The organism is Streptomyces sp. NPDC100445 (genome assembly GCF_044759735.1).
Classification (GTDB): Bacteria; Actinomycetota; Actinomycetes; order Streptomycetales; family Streptomycetaceae; genus Streptomyces.
The window spans coordinates 78,706-96,155 of the sequence record NZ_JBIVZV010000015.1 but is presented as its reverse complement, the minus strand read 5'-3'; the positions used below and the strand labels follow the sequence as shown (position 1 = coordinate 96,155).

General features: G+C 75.0%; 13 protein-coding genes. 9 read left to right on the top strand and 4 right to left on the bottom strand.

All coding sequences use genetic code 11. The annotated features are described in order from the left end of the window. The first annotated feature begins 68 nt into the window (after positions 1–68). From ACIQVT_RS30420 to ACIQVT_RS30400, 5 genes are all read left to right on the top strand, one after another. A complete protein-coding gene (locus tag ACIQVT_RS30420; RefSeq protein ID WP_403761236.1) occupies positions 69–1,085 on the top strand; it encodes an ABC transporter substrate-binding protein in 1,017 nt (338 codons plus the stop codon). Positions 1,086–1,126: 41 nt separating this feature from the next. Continuing rightward, positions 1,127–1,939, top strand: a complete 813-nt coding sequence (locus tag ACIQVT_RS30415; RefSeq protein ID WP_403761233.1) for a GNAT family N-acetyltransferase — start codon at positions 1,127–1,129, stop codon at positions 1,937–1,939. A gap of 5 nt (positions 1,940–1,944) precedes the next feature. After that, entirely contained in the window at positions 1,945–2,067 is a 123-nt protein-coding gene (locus tag ACIQVT_RS30410; protein ID WP_361997623.1) for a putative leader peptide, read from the top strand. Positions 2,068–2,176: 109 nt separating this feature from the next. Then, on the top strand, positions 2,177–3,385 hold the full coding sequence (locus ACIQVT_RS30405; RefSeq protein ID WP_403761227.1) for an LLM class flavin-dependent oxidoreductase: 1,209 nt from the start codon (positions 2,177–2,179) through the stop codon (positions 3,383–3,385). A gap of 17 nt (positions 3,386–3,402) precedes the next feature. Beyond that, positions 3,403–4,782 (top strand): NtaA/DmoA family FMN-dependent monooxygenase, encoded by a 1,380-nt coding sequence (locus ACIQVT_RS30400; protein WP_403761224.1) that lies wholly within the window; start codon positions 3,403–3,405, stop codon positions 4,780–4,782. 381 nt (positions 4,783–5,163) lie between these two features. Here ACIQVT_RS30400 and ACIQVT_RS30395 read toward each other — a convergent pair whose 3' ends face one another. Continuing rightward, on the bottom strand, positions 5,164–6,249 hold the full coding sequence (locus tag ACIQVT_RS30395; protein ID WP_403761221.1) for a M12 family metallopeptidase: 1,086 nt from the start codon (positions 6,247–6,249) through the stop codon (positions 5,164–5,166). 94 nt (positions 6,250–6,343) lie between these two features. Between ACIQVT_RS30395 and ACIQVT_RS30390 the strand changes: the two genes are divergently transcribed. Next, positions 6,344–8,113 (top strand): LuxR C-terminal-related transcriptional regulator, encoded by a 1,770-nt coding sequence (locus tag ACIQVT_RS30390; protein ID WP_403761218.1) that lies wholly within the window; start codon positions 6,344–6,346, stop codon positions 8,111–8,113. A gap of 954 nt (positions 8,114–9,067) precedes the next feature. Here ACIQVT_RS30390 and ACIQVT_RS30385 read toward each other — a convergent pair. Continuing rightward, positions 9,068–11,680, bottom strand: a complete 2,613-nt coding sequence (locus tag ACIQVT_RS30385) for a CHAT domain-containing protein (protein ID WP_403761214.1) — start codon at positions 11,678–11,680, stop codon at positions 9,068–9,070. A 76-nt stretch (positions 11,681–11,756) separates the two neighbouring features. Between ACIQVT_RS30385 and ACIQVT_RS30380 the strand changes: the two genes are divergently transcribed. From ACIQVT_RS30380 to ACIQVT_RS30370, 3 genes are read left to right on the top strand one after another with little or no spacing between them, the layout of a single operon-like run. Further along, a complete protein-coding gene (locus ACIQVT_RS30380; RefSeq protein WP_403761209.1) occupies positions 11,757–13,181 on the top strand; it encodes a S8/S53 family peptidase in 1,425 nt (474 codons plus the stop codon). Continuing rightward, the gene (locus ACIQVT_RS30375) at positions 13,178–13,816 is read left to right on the top strand and encodes an RNA polymerase sigma factor (RefSeq protein WP_403761206.1); all 639 of its coding nucleotides are present in this window, start codon (positions 13,178–13,180) and stop codon (positions 13,814–13,816) included. Before ACIQVT_RS30380 ends, ACIQVT_RS30375 begins: the two co-directional genes overlap by 4 nt. Then, positions 13,813–14,298, top strand: coding sequence for a hypothetical protein (locus ACIQVT_RS30370; protein WP_403761203.1), 486 nt, complete (start codon positions 13,813–13,815; stop codon positions 14,296–14,298). Before ACIQVT_RS30375 ends, ACIQVT_RS30370 begins: the two co-directional genes overlap by 4 nt. Positions 14,299–14,338: 40 nt before the next feature. On the opposite strand, the gene ACIQVT_RS30365 is transcribed toward ACIQVT_RS30370, so the two are convergent. Together ACIQVT_RS30365 and ACIQVT_RS30360 are read right to left on the bottom strand one after the other, a co-directional pair. Further along, complete coding sequence (locus ACIQVT_RS30365; RefSeq protein ID WP_403761200.1) at positions 14,339–15,118, bottom strand: N-formylglutamate amidohydrolase; 780 nt, start codon at positions 15,116–15,118, stop codon at positions 14,339–14,341. A gap of 108 nt (positions 15,119–15,226) precedes the next feature. Next, positions 15,227–17,446 carry an NADP-dependent isocitrate dehydrogenase gene (locus ACIQVT_RS30360; protein ID WP_403761197.1) on the bottom strand — a complete coding sequence of 740 codons (2,220 nt, stop codon included), beginning with the start codon at positions 17,444–17,446 and terminating at the stop codon, positions 15,227–15,229. Positions 17,447–17,450 lie beyond the last annotated feature (4 nt).

Genomic DNA, 17,450 nt, shown 5'->3' with positions numbered 1-17,450 from the left:
ACTCCCCCCACGGCACCACACCCACCACCGCCATCGGCGGGACAAGCGAGACAAAGGACAGCCACGCCATGCCTACCCACCTCTCCCGACGCAGCCTGATCCGGGGCATCACCGCGGCGACCGCCGTCGCCACCCTCGCCACCGGGCTCGCCGCCTGCGGGGGCGACAGCGAGGCCGCCACCACCGACGCCGCGGGCACGGTCACCGTCGGACGGCTGTCCAACGGGGCGGCCACGGAGACCGAGTTGAAGGTCTCCACGGTGAAGCCCATCCGCGCCGAACTGCCCGCGTCCGTGCGCAGGAGCGGCAAGCTCGTCATCGGCGTCGGAGGGCTGCCCGCGGGGACCGCGCCGCTCGACTTCATCGGTACCGACCAGAAGACCCTCACCGGGTCCGAGCCCGACTTCGGCCGCCTGGTGGCCGCGGTCCTCGGACTCGAGCCCGTGGTGAAGAACTTCACCTGGGAGAACCTCTTCGTCGGCGTCGACAGCGGCAAGGTCGACGTGGCCTTCTCCAACGTCACCGACACCGAGGAACGCAAGAAGAAGTACGAGTTCGCCTCCTACCGCAAGGACAACCTCGCCTTCGAGGTGCTGAAGAAGAGCACCTGGAACTTCGGCGGCGACTACGAGAACCTCGCGGGCAGGACGGTCTCCGTGGGCGCGGGCACCAACCAGGAGAAGATCCTCCTGGAGTGGAAGGCCCGGCTCGCCAAGAAGGGCAAGAAGCTCACCGTCAAGTACTTCCCCGACCAGAACGCCATCAACCTGGCGCTGCGCAGCGGCAAGATCGACGCCTACTTCGGCCCCAACCCCTCCGTGGCCTACCGGGCGCGGCAGACCGCGCACACGCCCGACCCCACGCGCAACGCGGGCACCTTCTCCGGCGCCGGCGAGACGCTCCAGGGCCTGATCGCCGCCACCGCCAAGAAGGACAGCGGGCTCGCCAAGCCCCTCGCGGACGCCGTCGACCACCTCATCGAGAACGGGCAGTACGCCAAGTGGCTGGCCGCCTACAACCTCTCCAACGAGGCCGTCGCCGAGTCCGAGGTCAACCCGCCCGGACTGCCGCTGACCAACTCCTGACCCGATCCCTCCACCCCGGACGACGAGAGGAACCCGCCTCCGTGGCACACCCGAACGACGCCCGCGGAGGCGGCGCCCCCACCGTCCCGCCCGGCGGCCACCCGCTGGACAACGCCGTCTGGGCCGCGCTCGACGGCCCCCACGCGCACCTCGCCGAACGGTACGGACGCGCGGCCCGCTACCGGGCGGAGCTGTACGCCTTCGCCGCCCTCGCCGACCCGGCGGACCCGGCCGCCTGGACCGACCTGCACATCCTGGCCGGGCCCTCGGCCACCGTACGGGTCAAGCCCGTCGACCGGGTGCCGGACGGCTGGGAACCGCTCGCCGAGGGGGAGGGCGTCCAGCTCGTCGACACCGCGCTGCGCGCCGAACCGGCCCCGGAGACGGTCCGGCTGGGCCCCGCCGACCTGCCCGACATCCTCGACCTGGTCGCCCGCACCCGGCCGGGCCCGTTCCTCACCCGTACCGTCGAGCTGGGCACCTATCTCGGCATCCGGCACCACGGCCGGCTGATCGCCATGGCGGGGGAGCGGCTGCGGCTGCCCGGCTGGACGGAGATCAGCGCCGTGTGCACCGACCCCGCACACCGCGGCCGGGGACTGGCGACCCGGCTGGTGCGCGCGGTCGCCGCGGGCATCCGGGACCGCGGCGACACCCCGTTCCTGCACGCCGCCGCCGACAACACGCCGGCGATCCGGCTGTACGAGTCGATCGGGTTCACCCTGCGCCGCCGTTCCCGCATCGTGCACCTGCGCACCCCGGGAACAACCGTTCCCGGCCGGGCGTTGAGCGTCGTGACGAGGTCCGCCGGGCGGACGCCGGTCCGGCCCGCCCCGCCCGAGGGAGGAAGGTGACGGCCGTGACGCCCGTACGACCGCGGCAGCGCCCGCTGTGCCTCCCGCACCCCTACCGCTCCGTCCGGCTGCACTCCCGGCCGCACATAGACCTCCAGCGCGTGTCCGCCGCGCTCTGTCGCCGCTGACCGCTGCCCCCGGCCTCCCCGGCCCGGTTCTCCTCCTGCCGCGCTCGCCCCTCGCCGCACCCTGCCCGCGAGCCGGACCTCCCGTACGGACGTCAAGGAAGGCACCGACGTGTCCCCAACTCCTCCCGCACACCTGCATCTCGCCGTCGCCCTGGACGGCACCGGCTGGCACCCCGCGTCCTGGCGCGACCCGGCCGCCCGCCCCCGCGACCTGTTCACCGCCGGGTACTGGGCCGACCTCGTCGCCGAGGCCGAGCGCGGCCTGCTCGACTTCGTCACCCTGGAGGACGGTCTCGGCCCGCAGTCCGACGACCCGCTGACACCCGACGAGCGCACGGACCGGGTCCGCGGCCGGCTCGACGCGGTCCTCATCGCCTCCCGCGTCGCCCCGCTCACCCGGCACATAGGCCTGGTCCCCACCGTGGTGGCCACGCACACGGAGCCGTTCCACATCTCCAAGGCGATCGCCACCCTGGACTACGTCAGCACCGGACGGGCCGGCCTGCGCGTGCAGATCACGGCCCGCCCGAACGAGGACGCCCACTTCGGCCGTCGCGCGCTCCCCCGCATCACCGGCTTGGAGAGCCCGGTCGCCCAGGAACTGCTCACCGACCTGTTCGACGAGGCCGCCGACTACGTGGAGGTGGTGCGCCGGCTCTGGGACAGCTGGGAGGACGACGCCGAGATCCGGGACGCGGCCACCGGGCGCTTCATCGACCGGGACAAGCTGCACTACATCGACTTCGAGGGCCGCTTCTTCGACGTCAAGGGCCCGTCCATCACGCCCCGTCCGCCGCAGGGCCAGCCGCTGGTCACCGCCCTCGCCCACCAGACCGTCCCCTACCGGCTCGTCGCCCGCCAGGCCGACATCGGCTACGTCACCCCGCACGACGCGGCCGAGGCCCGCGCCATCGTCGCGGAGATCCGCGCCGAGCAGGAGGCGGCGGGCCGCGCCGGGGACACCCTGCACGTCTTCGGTGAACTCGTCGTCCTCCTCGACGACAGCCGGGCCGAGGCCGAGTCCCGTCTCGCCCGGCTCGACGCCCTCGCCGGCGAGCCGTACACCAGCGACGCCCGCGTCTTCGCCGGCACGGCCGCCCAACTGGCCGATTCGCTGGAGGAGCTGGCGGCCGGCGGGCTCACCGGGTTCCGGCTGCGCCCCGCCGTCGCCGGCCACGACCTGCCCCGCATCAGCCGTGAGCTGGTGCCCGAACTCCAGCGCCGCCGCCGCTTCCGGGACGCCTACGAGGCCCGTACCCTGCGCGGCCACCTCGGCCTCGCCCGCCCCGCCAACCGCTACGCCGCAGCCACCGCCTGAGCCGGGAGACCGCCCCCATGAGCAAGCCGCTGAAGCAGATCCACCTGGCCGCCCACTTCCCCGGGGTCAACAACACCACCGTGTGGAGCGACCCGGCCGCCGGCAGCCACATCGAGTTCGAGTCGTTCGCGCATTTCGCGAGGACCGCCGAACGCGCCAAGTTCGACTTCCTGTTCCTCGCCGAGGGGCTCAGACTGCGCGAGCAGGGCGGCAAGATCTACGACCTGGACGTGGTCGGCCGCCCCGACACCTTCACCGTGCTGGCCGCGCTCGCCGCCGTCACCGACCGGCTCGGGCTGACCGGCACCATCAACTCCACCTTCAACGAGCCCTACGAGGTGGCCCGCCAGTTCGCGAGCCTCGACCACCTCTCCGACGGCCGCGCCGCGTGGAACGTCGTCACCTCCTGGGACGCCTTCACCGGCGAGAACTTCCGCCGCGGCGGCTTCCTGCCGCAGGAGGAGCGCTACTCCCGCGCCAAGGAGTTCCTCGCCACCACCCAGGAGCTGTTCGACTCCTGGCACGGCGGCGAGGTCCTCGCCGACCAGGCCGCCGGCACCTTCCTCCAGGACGCCGCGGCAGGGGCCTTCGTCCACGAGGGGAAGCACTTCGACATCCAGGGCCGGTTCAACGTGCCGCGCTCCCCGCAGGGCCGCCCGGTCATCTTCCAGGCGGGCGACTCCGACGAGGGCCGCGAGTTCGCCGCCTCCACCGCCGACGCCATCTTCAGCCGCTACGCCACGCTGAAGGAGGGCCGGGCCTTCTACACCGACGTCAAGTCCCGCCTCGCCGCGTACGGCCGCCGCCCCGACGAGCTGCTCATCCTGCCCGCCGCGACGTTCGTCCTCGGCGACACCGACCAGGAGGCCGCCGAACTGGCGCGCGAGGTCCGCCGCCAGCAGGTCAGCGGCGCCACCGCCATCAAGCACCTGGAGTTCGTCTGGAACCGGGACCTGTCGGCGTACGACCCGGAGGGACCCCTGCCCGACGTCGACCCGGTGGTCGGCGACGAACACATCTCCCGGGGCCGCGCCCAGGTCCGGATGTACCGCGACCCGGTCGCCATCGCCCGCGAGTGGCGGCAGCTCGCCGAGGCCAACAAGTGGTCCATCCGCGACCTGGTGATCAACAACGGCAACCGGCAGACCTTCGTCGGCACCCCGGCCACCGTCGCCCGGACCATCAACGACTTCGTGCAGGCGGACGCCTCCGACGGGTTCATCCTCGTGCCCCACATCACGCCCGGCGGCCTCGACCCGTTCGCCGACAAGGTCGTTCCGCTCCTCCAGGAACAGGGCGTCTTCCGAAGCGACTACGAGGGCACGACCCTGCGCGACCACCTCGGACTCGCCCACCCCGACGCCGTGGACGCCCCGGCCGCACGGGCGGCGTCGTGAGGTTCCTCGCGATCACCCTGATCGTGCACCGGCCGGACCCGGTCACGGGCGTGCGGACGTCCACGTACGACCGGTTCCGCCCCGCGGCCAGTCAGACGGTCAGCACCCGCCGGGCGGCACGATCCTCTCCCGGGAGCATGCGGTCATGCTCACACGCCCCGCCACCCCCACTGCCGTACCGGTGGAACCGTTCGCACGACGGAAACACCGCCGTCGCGCCCGGACACACCGCGTTCGCACCGGCCACACGGCGTTCGCGGCGTGGGCACCGGCGTTCGTGGCGCGGGCACCGGTGTGGCCGCGGACGTCACCTCCCCCGTGGGTGACGTCCGCGGCCCTTCCCCCGGCGCCGGACCGTGGCCGTGTGCCGTCCGGGTGCCGTCACCAGAACATGACGGCCGTCTCTCCCGAGCCCCACGTCGAGTAGAGGCGGACCCGGACGGTGTAGCGGCGGCCCCTGACGAGCCGGACCCGGACGGCGGCGTTCCCCGGGGTGCCGCCGTCGTCGTGGCCCGCGAGGAAGCGCGGTTCCCCGCCCCGCTCCTCGAAGACCACCAGCACGGCGTCGGTGTCGCCGAAGGTGCCCACCGTGTAGTCGCGGGTCTCCGGCGGCTCGACGGTGAAGCCGGCCTGTTCCCCCGGTCCGAGTACGAGCGGCGCGGACCGGAACGGCGCCAGCGCGGCCGGCTCGGACGGGCCCAGCGGCGGGTACCACCGCAGCACGAACTCCTTGTCGGCCGGGGACGGGGCGCCGGGCGGGCGCAGCCCCCCGCGGTACTGCTCCGGCTCCAGTACCATCCCCGGGCCGATCGGCAGCGTCATCACCGACTGCGGGTCCCACACCGAGCCGTCCGCCGCACCGGGGTCCAGCCGGCGCAGCACGTTCGTGTACGTCGTCTCCCGGCTCCAGAAGTTCGGCGGGCCGGCCAGCTCGGCGTACACGGCCTCGTCGTCCCAGTGCAGTCCGGCGGACGGGCTCTGGTGCTCGTGCACCATGCCGAGCGCGTGCCCGATCTGGTGCAGGACCGCGCCGCGCTCCCCGGGCGCGGTCACGTCCCAGCCGAGGTTCAGGGTGCGCTCGCCGCGCCCCGCCGACAGCGCGTCCCGCCCCACCGCCGACCAGGAGCCGGCCCCGGCCTGGAACCCGATCCGCAGCTCCGCCTCGTGACCTTCGCCGACCTCGGTGAAGGTCACGCCGATGCCGAGGTCCTGCCACTCGCGGAAGCAGCCGCGGACCACCTCCCGCTGCTCCGCGCCGCCCGCCCACGGCACCCGGCGCAGCTCACCGGTCCCGGGGACCGGGATGACCGAGGCGTCGGAGCGGGAGTCGAGGAAGCAGTAGTGCAGCACCGTGCCGTTGACCCACATCCGCCGCCCGGCCAGCAGCGCGCCCAGCCGCGCGGCGGTCAGCCCCGGCGCGAAGGACGGGGCCGGCTGCCGCGGGAGCGAGCAGAGGCGTCGGGTCATGCGGCCAGCGTGCCCCACCGCCCGCTCCGGGGCCTGAGTCGAGGGCTACTCAATTCGCCCTGTATCAAACCTGAGTACGCGCGCTCAGGATGACGTGAGAACTGACGAGCAGCACCTGGGAATCCCCGTACCGTCCTGGCCGTTCACGGGCCGGGAGGACGAACTGGAGTCGGTACGCGGCGCGTCGGCCGCCGGCCGGCCCGGCGTCGTGGTGACCGGACCCGCCGGCCGCGGCAAGACCCGGCTGGTCACGGAGGCGGTGCGGGGCACGGACCACGCCCGGGTCACCGGCACGCCCGAGGCCCGCGACCTGACCTTCGGCGCCTTCGCCGCGCTGCTGCCCGGCACCGTCTCGCTGCACCACGCGGTCCGCGCCCTGTCCGGGGTGCGGCTGCTCGTCGTGGACGACGCCCAGCTGCTGGACGAGGCCTCCGCCGCCCTGGTCCACCAGCTCGCCGTGCACGGGCGCACCCGGCTGGTCGTGGCCGCCGCGGACGAGGTGCCCGCGCCGGGCGCCGTGTCCCGGCTGTGGACCGGGGAACTGCTGCCCCGGCTGGACCTCGCCCCGCTGTCCCGCGAGGACACCGCCCGGCTGCTCGCCGGCGCCGCGCTGGAACCGCTCACCGTGCGCCGGCTGCACCGGGCGTGCCGGGGCGACCTGCGGCTGCTGCGCGACCTGGTGAGCGCGCTCACCGACTCCGGACGGCTCACGCCCGTCCCGGGCACCGGCGAGCGGGCCTGGCGGGGCGCCCCGCCGGTCACCCCCGCCGTCCGCGACCGGCTCGCCCCCGCCCTGGCCCGGTCCGGCCCGGGCGAGCGCGACACCCTGGAACGCCTGGCGTTCGCCGAACCCCGGCCGCTGCCGGCGGACGAGCTGGACCTGGACGCCCTCGAACGCCTGGAGGCGGACGGCCTCGTCGACGTCGACGACGAGGGCGCCGTCACCCTCTCCCACCCCTTGCACGGCCCCGCGCTGCGCGCCACGGCCGGCCGGCTCAGGGCCCGCCGGCTGGGCCGCGCGCCGTACGCGTACGGGCCGGCGCTGGCCGCCGAACAGCGCACGCTGGAGCGGCGGATGGCGGAGTTCGACGTACGGGCGGTGCCGACGCCCGTCGGGGAGTGGCTGCTGGAGGAGGGCGGCCCGCTGCCCGCCGGGTACGCCGCGGTCCGCGCCCGGTTCGCGCGGCTGCGCGGCGAGCTGCGGGAGGCCGCCGCCTGGGCGAGGGAGGGGTTGCGGGAGGCGCCCGGGCATCCCGGGTGCCGGACCGAACTGGCCCTGGCGGAGGGCGAACCGGGGGAGCCGGCCGACCCCGACGACGTCCACGCCCGCTACCGCGCGGTGCGGCTCGGTGCCCCCGGGGAGGCGGTCGGACGGCTGCCCGCCGGCAGCGTGTTGGCGCGGCACGCCGAGGCGCTGGCCCGCGGCGACGGCACGGAGCTGGACCGGGCCGCCCGGGCGCTCGCGGGGCGCGGCTTCCTGCTGTACGCGGCGGAGGCGCACGCGCAGGCCGCCCGGGCCCACCGGGACCCGCGTGCCGCGCGGCTGTCCCGCACCCGGGCCGTCGCGCTCGCCCGCCGCTGCGACGGCGCCCGTACCCCGGCCCTGACCGGGCTCCTCCTCGGTGAACTCACCGCGCGGCAGCGGCAGATCGTCTCCCTCGCGGCGGCGGGGCTCAGCAACCGGGAGATCGCCGAGAGGCTGACCCTGTCCGTGCGGACCGTGGGCAACCACCTGTACGGCGCCTACACCCGGCTGGGCACCGGCGGCCGGGGCGCCCTGCCGTGGCTCGCGGACGAGCCCGGGCACGAGCCGCCCCGCGCCCACGCGGAACCGGCCGGGCACGGCGGCCATACCGGGACGTGACCGGGGGCGACGGGCGTTGTCAGGCGTGGGCGCGGTGGTCCGCGGTGGGGCCGGAGGGGCCCGGGTGTGTGGAGCAGGCTGGGCACGGTGGGCATTTCGGGGCGGGACCCGGGGTGATGGGCGCATCAGTCGGGGGCTGGGTGGTCTGCCGTGGTTGGTGGGGTGGGGTGGGGGCGTGGGCGTGAGGCGGCCCGGGTGTGTGTGGGGCCGGCTGGGCACGGCGGACCTTCCGGGGAGTGGTCCGGGGTGATGGGCGCATCAGTCGGGGCTGGGGTGGTCCGCAGTGGTCGGTGGGTGGGGGAGCCTGGGCGGGAGGGGTCCCGGGGGGTGTGGAGCCGGCTGGGCACGGCGGATATTGCGGCACGTGATCCGGGGGGACGGCCCGCCAGTCATGGTCAGGGTGGTCCACCGTGGTCGGTGGGGCGGGGGAGCCTGGGCGGGAGGGGTCCCGGGGGGTGTGGGGGGCCGGCTGGGCACGGCGGATATTGCGGCACGTGATCCGGGGCGACGGCCCGCCAGTGATGGTCAGGGTGGTCCACCGTGGTCGGTGGGGCGGGGGAGCCTGAGCGGGAGGGGTCCCGGGGGGTGTGGGGGGCCGGCTGGGCACGGCGGATATTGCGGCACGTGATCCGGGGCGACGGCCCGCCAGTCATGGTCAGGGTGGTCCACCGTGGTCGGTGGGGTGGGGGAGCCTGGGCGGGAGGCGGCCCGGGTGTGTGTCGGGCCGACTGGGCACGGAGGGCATTATGCGGACCGTCCGGTGTGTCACGGAGTTGGCTGGGCACCGTGGGCATGTCACGGCCCGCCCCGGGGCTGCCGGCGCGCCAGCCGCGGCCGGCCCCGCCCCCGCGGTCGTTGGTGAGCGAGCCTGGGTGCGTGGGCCGGCCAGGCGCCGTGGGCATTGCGGGGCCGGGGACACGGGCCCTGGGGGACCGGGGCCCTCGGTGTGGGGGTTCAGGCCGCGCCGAACGCGGCGAACGCCCAGCCCGTCGCCTGGTGCACCGCGTCGCCCGGCAACGCCGTACGGGCGTCGCGGAGCGCCTCGGCCAGCGACAGGCCCGCGCCGAGGCCCTTGTGCAGGGCCAGCATCAGCGGCACCACCGCCGCGTCGTTGACCGGCGCGCTGCTGGCCACCACCCCGGCCGTGCCCAGCGGCAGCAACGCCGTGACCAGCCCCAGAAGTTCGTCGGCGCCGACCGAGGCGAGGCGGGCGGTGTCGCAGCTGGACAGGATGATCCGGTACGGGCTGCGCGACAGCCGCTCGAAGTCGTGGACGATCAGCGGACCGTCGGCCATCCGCAGCGCGGAGAACAGCGGGCTGTCCGCGCGGAACGTGCCGTGCGCCGCGATGTGGGCGAGGCCCGCGCCGTCGAGTTCCGCCAGCACCCGGGGCACCTGCGCGTCGTCGTCCTCCAGGACCGTCGCCGTGCCGTACCGGCCGGCCAGTCCGGGGACCTCCGCGCCGCCCGTCGCCAGGCCGGGACCGCGCACCAGCACCGGCGGCCCCTCCGGCGGCGGTTCCGTCTCCCGGGCGCGCAGCCAGCTGCCCGCCGACGGCGACACGCTGAGCACCCGCTCCCGCAGCGAGGGCAGCAGCGCCCACGGCACCCGGTGCAGCGCCCCCGGCGGCACGATCACCACCGGGCCGGGACCGAGCCACTTCGCGGCCCCGGCCAGCAGCAACTCCTCCAGCCGCCGGCCCGCCGCCTCCACCAGCGGCAGCCGCGCCTCGGCACCCGGGTGCGCGAGCCGCCGCAGCCCGGCCTGCACGTGACCGGCCTCGGCCACCGCATCCGCCAGCGACCCGCCGGTGAAGCGCCGCACCCGGCCCTGCCCGCACAGCAGCACGTGCACCCGGCCGTCCACGACGGCCAGTTCCACCAGCCACCCGTCACCGAGCCGGTCCAGCAGCCGGGGCACGTCGAGGCGGTCCCCGGCGCCGGCGGCGGCGCCACCCATGTGACGGGTCCGGGAGCGGATCTCCCGTTCCAGGCGCCGCTGTTCGCGCTCCAGCGCGGGCACCGGGCGGCCCTCCATCCGGGCGGTCTCCGCGCGGGCCGCTATCTCCCGGTAGGCGGTGAGACCGCTCAGCAGCGCCGGATCGTGCGGCGGCCGCGTCGGCGGCGCGGACAGCACGGTCGCCCGCCACCGCTCGCTCCACACCAGCAGCCGCCGCGGACTGCCCTGGGCGAGGCTCACCTCCTGCGCCAGCGCGGCCAGTTCGGCACCCTGCGCGGTGGCGTGGGCGCGCAGCTCCGAGGCACCCAGCGTCATCCGGTGGTCGTCCAGCACGTCCAGGCCGCGCCGGCACGCCTCCAGCACGCCGCGCCGCGAGCCGGCGGCCCGCGCCCGCAGCGCCTGCGCCGCCCAGCCGGTCATCCGGGCCGGCGGCAGCCCGCAGTTCCGGCCGCGGGCGGCCACCGCCAGGTGCCGTTCGGCGTCCGCCGTCCAGCCCAGCGCAAGCGCGATCCGGCCCGCGAGGAGCGAGGCCTCGGGGGCGGCGGGCGAGCCGAAGGAGGCCAGCCGCTCGGCGACCGCCGCCGCGTCCCCGACCAGCCGCCCCGACCGGCGCCCGGCCGCCACCCGTGCCTCGATCAGCACCAGCCGGGCGTGCGTCTCCCACCACGTCCGGCGCTGCGCCGCGAACAGCCGCACGGCGACGGCGGCGCGGGCTATGGCGGTGTGCGGGTCGCCGGCCGAGCGGGCGGCCCGGGCCGCCGCGAGCAGCAGCTCGGCCCTGCGGGTGGACTGTCCGCCGATCCGGTCCAGCGCCGCGCCGGCCGCGTCCGCCTCGGCCAGCGCCTCCGGGGCGAGTCCCGCCGCCATCAGCACCTCGCACCGCCGGATCGACAGGTTGTAGGTGGGCGTGCCCAGTTTGGCGTACCGCTCCTCGGCCTCGTCCAACAGCCGCAGCGCCGCCGGGATGTCCCCGGACCGGAACGCGGCGAGCCCCCGGCTCTCCACGGCGTCGGCCTTGTCGTGCTCCTGGCCGGTGGTGTCCCACAGCCGTTCCGCCGCCGTGAAGTCCGCCACCGCCCGGTCCACCGCCCCGACGGCCAGGTGCACGGTGGCCCGCAGGGTCAGCGCCCGCGCGGTCCAGATGTCGTCCCCGGCCTGCCGCAGCACCGGCAGCGCCCGCCGTACGTCCTCCAGCGCCTCGCGGTGACGGCCCAGCACCCACCACACGTACGCCCGCCGGAACAGCACCCGGGCCCGGGTGTGTCCGCCGACCCGGGCGACCCCCCGCTCGAACGAGGCGAGCCCCTGCCGCGTGCGCCCCGCGTGCACCAGTGCGACCCCCAGCGTGGCGAGCACGTCGGCCTCCCGGTCGGCCGACTCGGCGCGCGCGGCCAGGTCCCGGGCCCGCCGCAGGTGCCGCAGCGCGATGCGCAGGTCCCCGAAGTCCCGCTGCCAGATGCCGAGGACCTGGTGGGCGACGCTGGCGTGCGACGGCGGTGCGGCCGAGCGCAGGACGTCTTCGGCGCGTGCCCGGGCCTCGCCCGGATCGGCGAACACCATGGGCAGCAGTTCGAGCACCGACTCGCTTCCCGCTGTCACGTCTCGCATGGTAGTGGCCCGCTGTATCAGACGGTGGTCCCGCGGCTCTCACTGTCGGACACCGTCCCGAGGGGGAGATCACGACATGGCACCACAGAGATGGCACGAGCAGTTCGAGCACATCCGGCGCTCCCTGCCGGACGTCCCCCTCACCATGGGGCCCGACGACACCCCCGGCCTCCTCTACGAGAAGGGCGTCGTCCTCGTCCGGGGCGGCGAGGAGGCCCGGTTCGTCGAGGACGCCGTGCGCGCCCACTTCACCGAGACCCCGGGCCTCGTCCCCGACCACGTGGGCCGGGTGGGCCCGGCGGCGGACCGTACCGGCGTCACCCGGGTCCGGGTCGGCGACCCGGCCGGCGGCGAGGACGCCGTGCCGCACGCGCTGCGCGCCGTGCGGGCGGCCGAGCGGCGCCGGGGCCGCCGGCTGGCCGGCCGCAACCACGTGCTGCACATCGCGGTCAACGCCTGCCCCGGCGACGAGCCCGTGCCCGCCCCGCGCACCGAGGCCGCCAACCCGGCCGTCGCCGGGGGCGGTCACGACCCGGCCACCGCGGTCCGCGTCCTGGTGATCGACACCGGGCTGGTCCACGACCACCTCGCCTACCCGCCGCTCGCCCACACCACCGGCGACGCCCAGCTGACCGAGACCGACGCCGACGGGGTGCTCCACCAGTACGTCGGACACGGCACGTTCATCGCCGGGATCGTCGCGGCCCTCGCGCCCAACACCGACATCACCGTACGGGGCACCCTCAACGACGCGGGCGCCGTCCTGGAGTCCGAGTTCGCCGGCCGGCTCTTCGAGGCCGTCGACCGGGACGGCTGGCCGGACATCATCAGCCTGTCCGCCGGCACCCCGGCCGCGGACACCGACGGCCTGATCGGGCTCGACACGTTCATGCGGGAACTGCGCGGCGGGCACACCCTGCTGGTCGCCGCCGCCGGCAACAACGGCAGCGACACCCCGTTCTGGCCCGCCGCGTACGCCGCCCGGCCGGAGTACGCCGACTGCGTGCTCTCCGTCGGTGCCCTGCGCGCGGACGGCGAGTCGGGGGCCTGCTTCACCAACCACGGCCCCTGGGTGCGCGTCCACGCCCCCGGCGAGCGCCTCACCAGCGCCCTCACCGGCTTCGTCACCCCCGTGCCGTACGTCTACCAGCACTCCACCTACGACGACTGCCGCTACGGGTCCGACTACGCCTGCACCTGCCGGTACCCGCGCCACACCGGCGTGCTGAGCGAGGCCCGGGAGAACACCGGCGGCAAGCCGGACCAGGTGATGTTCGACGGGCTCGCGCAGTGGAGCGGCACCTCCTTCGCCGCGCCGGTGGCCGCCGGGCTCGTCGCCGCCCGGATGACGGCGTACGCGGAGCGGGAGCCGAGGACGGCCGCCACCCGGCTGCTGGCGGCCGGCACCGACCGGGCCGAGGTGCGCGGGGCGCACGTTCCCGCGCTCCGTCCGCCCACCTGGCGCCCCGTCCGCACCGTGATCCCGGCGCTCCCCGCATGACGGCCGGAACCCTCTGCTCCGCGGCGTACGATGACGTGCCGTACACAAGGGGTGGAGCCGTGGACCGAGCAGAGGTCGGCGCGCTGGTCCAGTCCGCCGTCGACGGGGACGCCGCGGCCTGGAAGGCGCTGGTGGAAGGGATGAGTCCGCTGGTGTGGTCGGTGGTGCGCGCCCACCGCCTCTCGGACGCCGACGGGCACGAGGTCTTCCAGACCGTGTGGTTCCGCTTCGCCCAGCACCTGGGCCGCATCCGGGAACCCGAGAAGACCGCCGCCTGGCTGGCCAGTACCGCCCGCCACGAATGCCTGAAGGTGCTGCGGCAGTTGACGCGGCTCACCCTGACCGACGATCCGCAGCTGCTCGACCGGGCCAGCCAGGACCGGACCCCGGAGGAGTCGCTGATCGACAGCGAGGAGGCGGCGGACCGGGCCGAGCGCGTCCGCCGGCTCTGGCAGGAACTGGACTCACTGGGCGAGCGCTGCCGGCAGCTGCTGCGCGTGCTGATGGCCTCGCCGCCCCCCAGCTACGGGGAGATCTCCGCCGCCCTCGGCATCGCGGTCGGCAGCATCGGCCCGCTGCGCCAGCGCTGTCTGCGCCGGCTGCGGGCCCGGATGGACACACGGGGTGCGCTGTGAACGCCGACGACGAAGCAGGCCGGGACGCCGTACCCGACGACCGGGACCTGTACGCGGACACGCTCTTGGAGGAGGAGCTGCGCCAGGCCGCCGCCGTTCTCGACCCGGTCCCGGCCGAGCTGCTCCAGAGCGCCCTGGACGCCTACGCCCTGCACGACCTGGACGCCCGGCTCGCCGAGCTGACGTTCGACTCGTTGGTGGACGCGCTGCCGGTGCGGGGAGCGGTGGACGCCCCGCGCATGCTGACGTTCCGGGCGGGCGCGGTGACCGTCGACGTCGAGGTCACCGCCGACGGGCTGATCGGCCAGGTGCTGCCGCCGCAGCCGGCCCGGATCGAGGTGCTCGGCGGCCCCCGGGACGCGCGCCCGGTCGAGGCGGACGCCCTCGGCCGGTTCACCGGCCACACACCACCGGCCGGCCCGTTCGCCCTGCGGCTGAGCACCGGCGCGGAGGTGATCGTCACCGAGTGGCTGCGGGCCTGACACGCGGGCCGGGAACCGCCCGGGTGCGGGGCTCGGCCGGCTACAGGGCGTCGACCAGCGCGGCCAGCGCCGAGGCGAGCCGGTCCAGGCCCGGTCCGGCGGGACCGCCCGGCTCGGTCATGTACAGGTCCCGCCGGATCTCCACCATGAGCGCGCCGACCCGCGCGTCGGTGCCGTAGAACTCCAGCGGCACGTACGTCCCCGCGAACGGGCTGTCCAGCCCGGTCTCCCCGCAGCCGGCGAACGCCTTGCGCGCGGCCCCGGTCAGCGCGGGCGGGGTGTGGAAGGCGTCCGTCCCCAGGCACACCGGCGGGCGCGGCCCGCTCCCGTGCAGTTCGTAGGGGAGCGGCGCGGCCGGGTACGAGTGCACGTCGATGATCACGGCCCGCCCGGTGGCGGCCAGCCGTCCGGCGACCGCATCCGTCATGGCCTCGGCGTACGGCCGGAAGTAGCGGGCGAGCAGCGGCTCCGGGTCGGTGTCCGCGGCCCGCAGTTCCCCGCCGTGCGTGGTCCGCGTGTACACGGCGCCCATCCCGGCCGCGAGCATCTCCTCGCGTTCGTCCGGGAACCGCTCCGGGTCCACCACCAGCCGGGACAGCCGGTTCACGAACCGCCAGGGCCGGACCCCGGCGAGCGCGGCGGCCCGCTCGGCGATCTCCGCGGTGTGCGCGTCCGTGATGTGGTCCAGCTCCCGTGCCAGCTCCGCGTCGTCCAGCACGATGCCGTCCCGTACGTCGTGCGGCACCGCCCGCGCGGAGTGCGGCACGTGCAGCAGGACGGGCGAGGCGGCGGCACCGGGCAGGAGGTCGAACGAGGACACGGGCGGCTCCGGGGGGCGTGGTGGACGGACGGGGGTACGGCTCCGCCCCGGCCGGGTGTGTGTCCCGGCCGGGGCGGAGCTTTAAGGGGAGGGTCGGTGCCGGGGACGTCAGCTCAGCGACGCCAGCGCCTCGTTCCAGGTGGCCGACGGGCGCATGACCGCGTCCGCCTTGGCCTGGTCGACCTGGTAGTAGCCGCCGATGTCGACCGGGGAGCCCTGGACGGCGTTCAGCTCGTCCACGATCCGCCGCTCGTTCGCGGCGAGGGTCTCGGCCAGCGGCGCGAACGCCTTGGCCAGGTCGGCGTCTTCGGTCTGCCGGGCCAGCTCCTGCGCCCAGTACAGGGACAGGTAGAAGTGGCTGCCGCGGTTGTCGATGCCGCCGACGCGCCGGGTCGGGGACTTGTCCTCCTCGAGGAAGGTCGCCGTGGCACGGTCCAGGGTGTCGGCGAGGACCTTGGCGCGGGTGTTGCCGGTGGCCTCGGCGAACTGCTCGAAGGAGGGGACGAGCGCGAAGAACTCGCCGAGCGAGTCCCAGCGCAGGTAGTTCTCCTTGACCAGCTGCTGGACGTGCTTGGGCGCGGAGCCGCCGGCGCCCGTCTCGAACAGGCCGCCGCCCGCCATCAGCGGGACGACCGACAGCATCTTGGCGCTGGTGCCCAGCTCCAGGATCGGGAACAGGTCGGTCAGGTAGTCGCGCAGCACGTTGCCGGTGACCGAGATGGTGTTCTCGCCGCGGCGGATGCGCTCCACCGACAGCTTGGTGGCCTCGACCGGGCTGAGGACGCGGATGTCGAGGCCCTCGGTGTCGTGCTCGGGGAGGTACCGCTCGACCTTGGCGATCAGCTGCGCGTCGTGGGCGCGGGTCTCGTCCAGCCAGAACACGGCCGGGTCGCCGGTGGCGCGGGCACGGGTGACGGCCAGCTTGACCCAGTCGCGGATCGGGTCGTCCTTGGTCTGGCAGGCGCGGAAGATGTCGCCCGCGGCGACCCGCTGCTCGATCAGCACGTTGCCGGAGCCGTCGGTCAGGCGGACGGTGCCGGCGGCCGGGATCTCGAAGGTCTTGTCGTGGGAGCCGTACTCCTCGGCCTTCTGCGCCATGAGGCCGACGTTCGGGACGGTGCCCATGGTCGACGGGTCGAAGGCGCCGTTGGCCCGGCAGTCGTCGATGACGGCCTGGTAGACACCGGCGTAGGAGGAGTCGGGGATGACGGCGAGCGCGTCGTGCTCCTGGCCGTCCGCGCCCCACATGTGGCCGGAGGTGCGGATCATCGCCGGCATCGAGGCGTCGATGATGACGTCCGACGGCACGTGCAGGTTGGTGATGCCCTTGTCGGAGTCGACCATGGCGAGGTCGGGGCCCTCGGCGATCTCGGCGTCGAAGGAGGCCTTGATCTCCGCGCCCTCGGGCAGCTTCTCCAGGCCCTTCAGGATGCCGCCGAGACCGTCGTTCGGGGTGAGGCCGGCGGCCTTGAGGGTCTCGCCGTACTTCGCGAACGTCTTCGGGAAGAAGGTGCGCACCACGTGACCGAAGATGATCGGGTCGGAGACCTTCATCATCGTGGCCTTCAGGTGCACGGAGAACAGCACACCCTCCTCCTTCGCGCGGGCGACCTGCGCGGCGAGGAACGTGTTCAGCTCGGCGACGCGCAGCACGGAAGCGTCGACGACCTCGTCCTTCAGGACCGGTACGGACTCGCGCAGCACGGTGGTGGTGCCGTCCTCGCCGACCAGCTCGATCCGCAGCGCGCCGTCCTCGGCGATGACCACGGACTTCTCGGTGGAGCGGAAGTCGTTCTCGCCCATGGTCGCCACGTCGGTGCGGGACTCGGCGCTCCAGGCACCCATGCGGTGCGGGTGGGCCTTGGCGTAGTTCTTCACCGAGGCCGGGGCGCGGCGGTCGGAGTTGCCCTCGCGCAGCACCGGGTTGACGGCGGAGCCCTTGACCTTGTCGTAGCGGGCGCGGATGTCGCGCTCCTCGTCGGTCCGGGGGTCGTCCGGGTAGTCCGGCAGCGCGTAGCCCTTGGCCTGGAGCTCGGCGACGGCGGCCTTGAGCTGCGGGATCGACGCCGAGATGTTCGGCAGCTTGATGATGTTGGCGGCGGGGGTCTTGGCCAGCTCGCCCAGCTCGGTCAGCGCGTCGGGGATGCGCTGGTCCTCGTTCAGGTACTCCGGGAAGACGGCGATGATGCGCCCTGCCAGCGAGATGTCGCGGGTCTCCACGGGCACACCGGCCTGCGAGGCGTACGCCCGGATCACCGGCAGGAACGAATGCGTCGCCAGGGCCGGGGCCTCGTCTGTGTAGGTGTAGATGATGGTCGAGTCAGTCACCGGG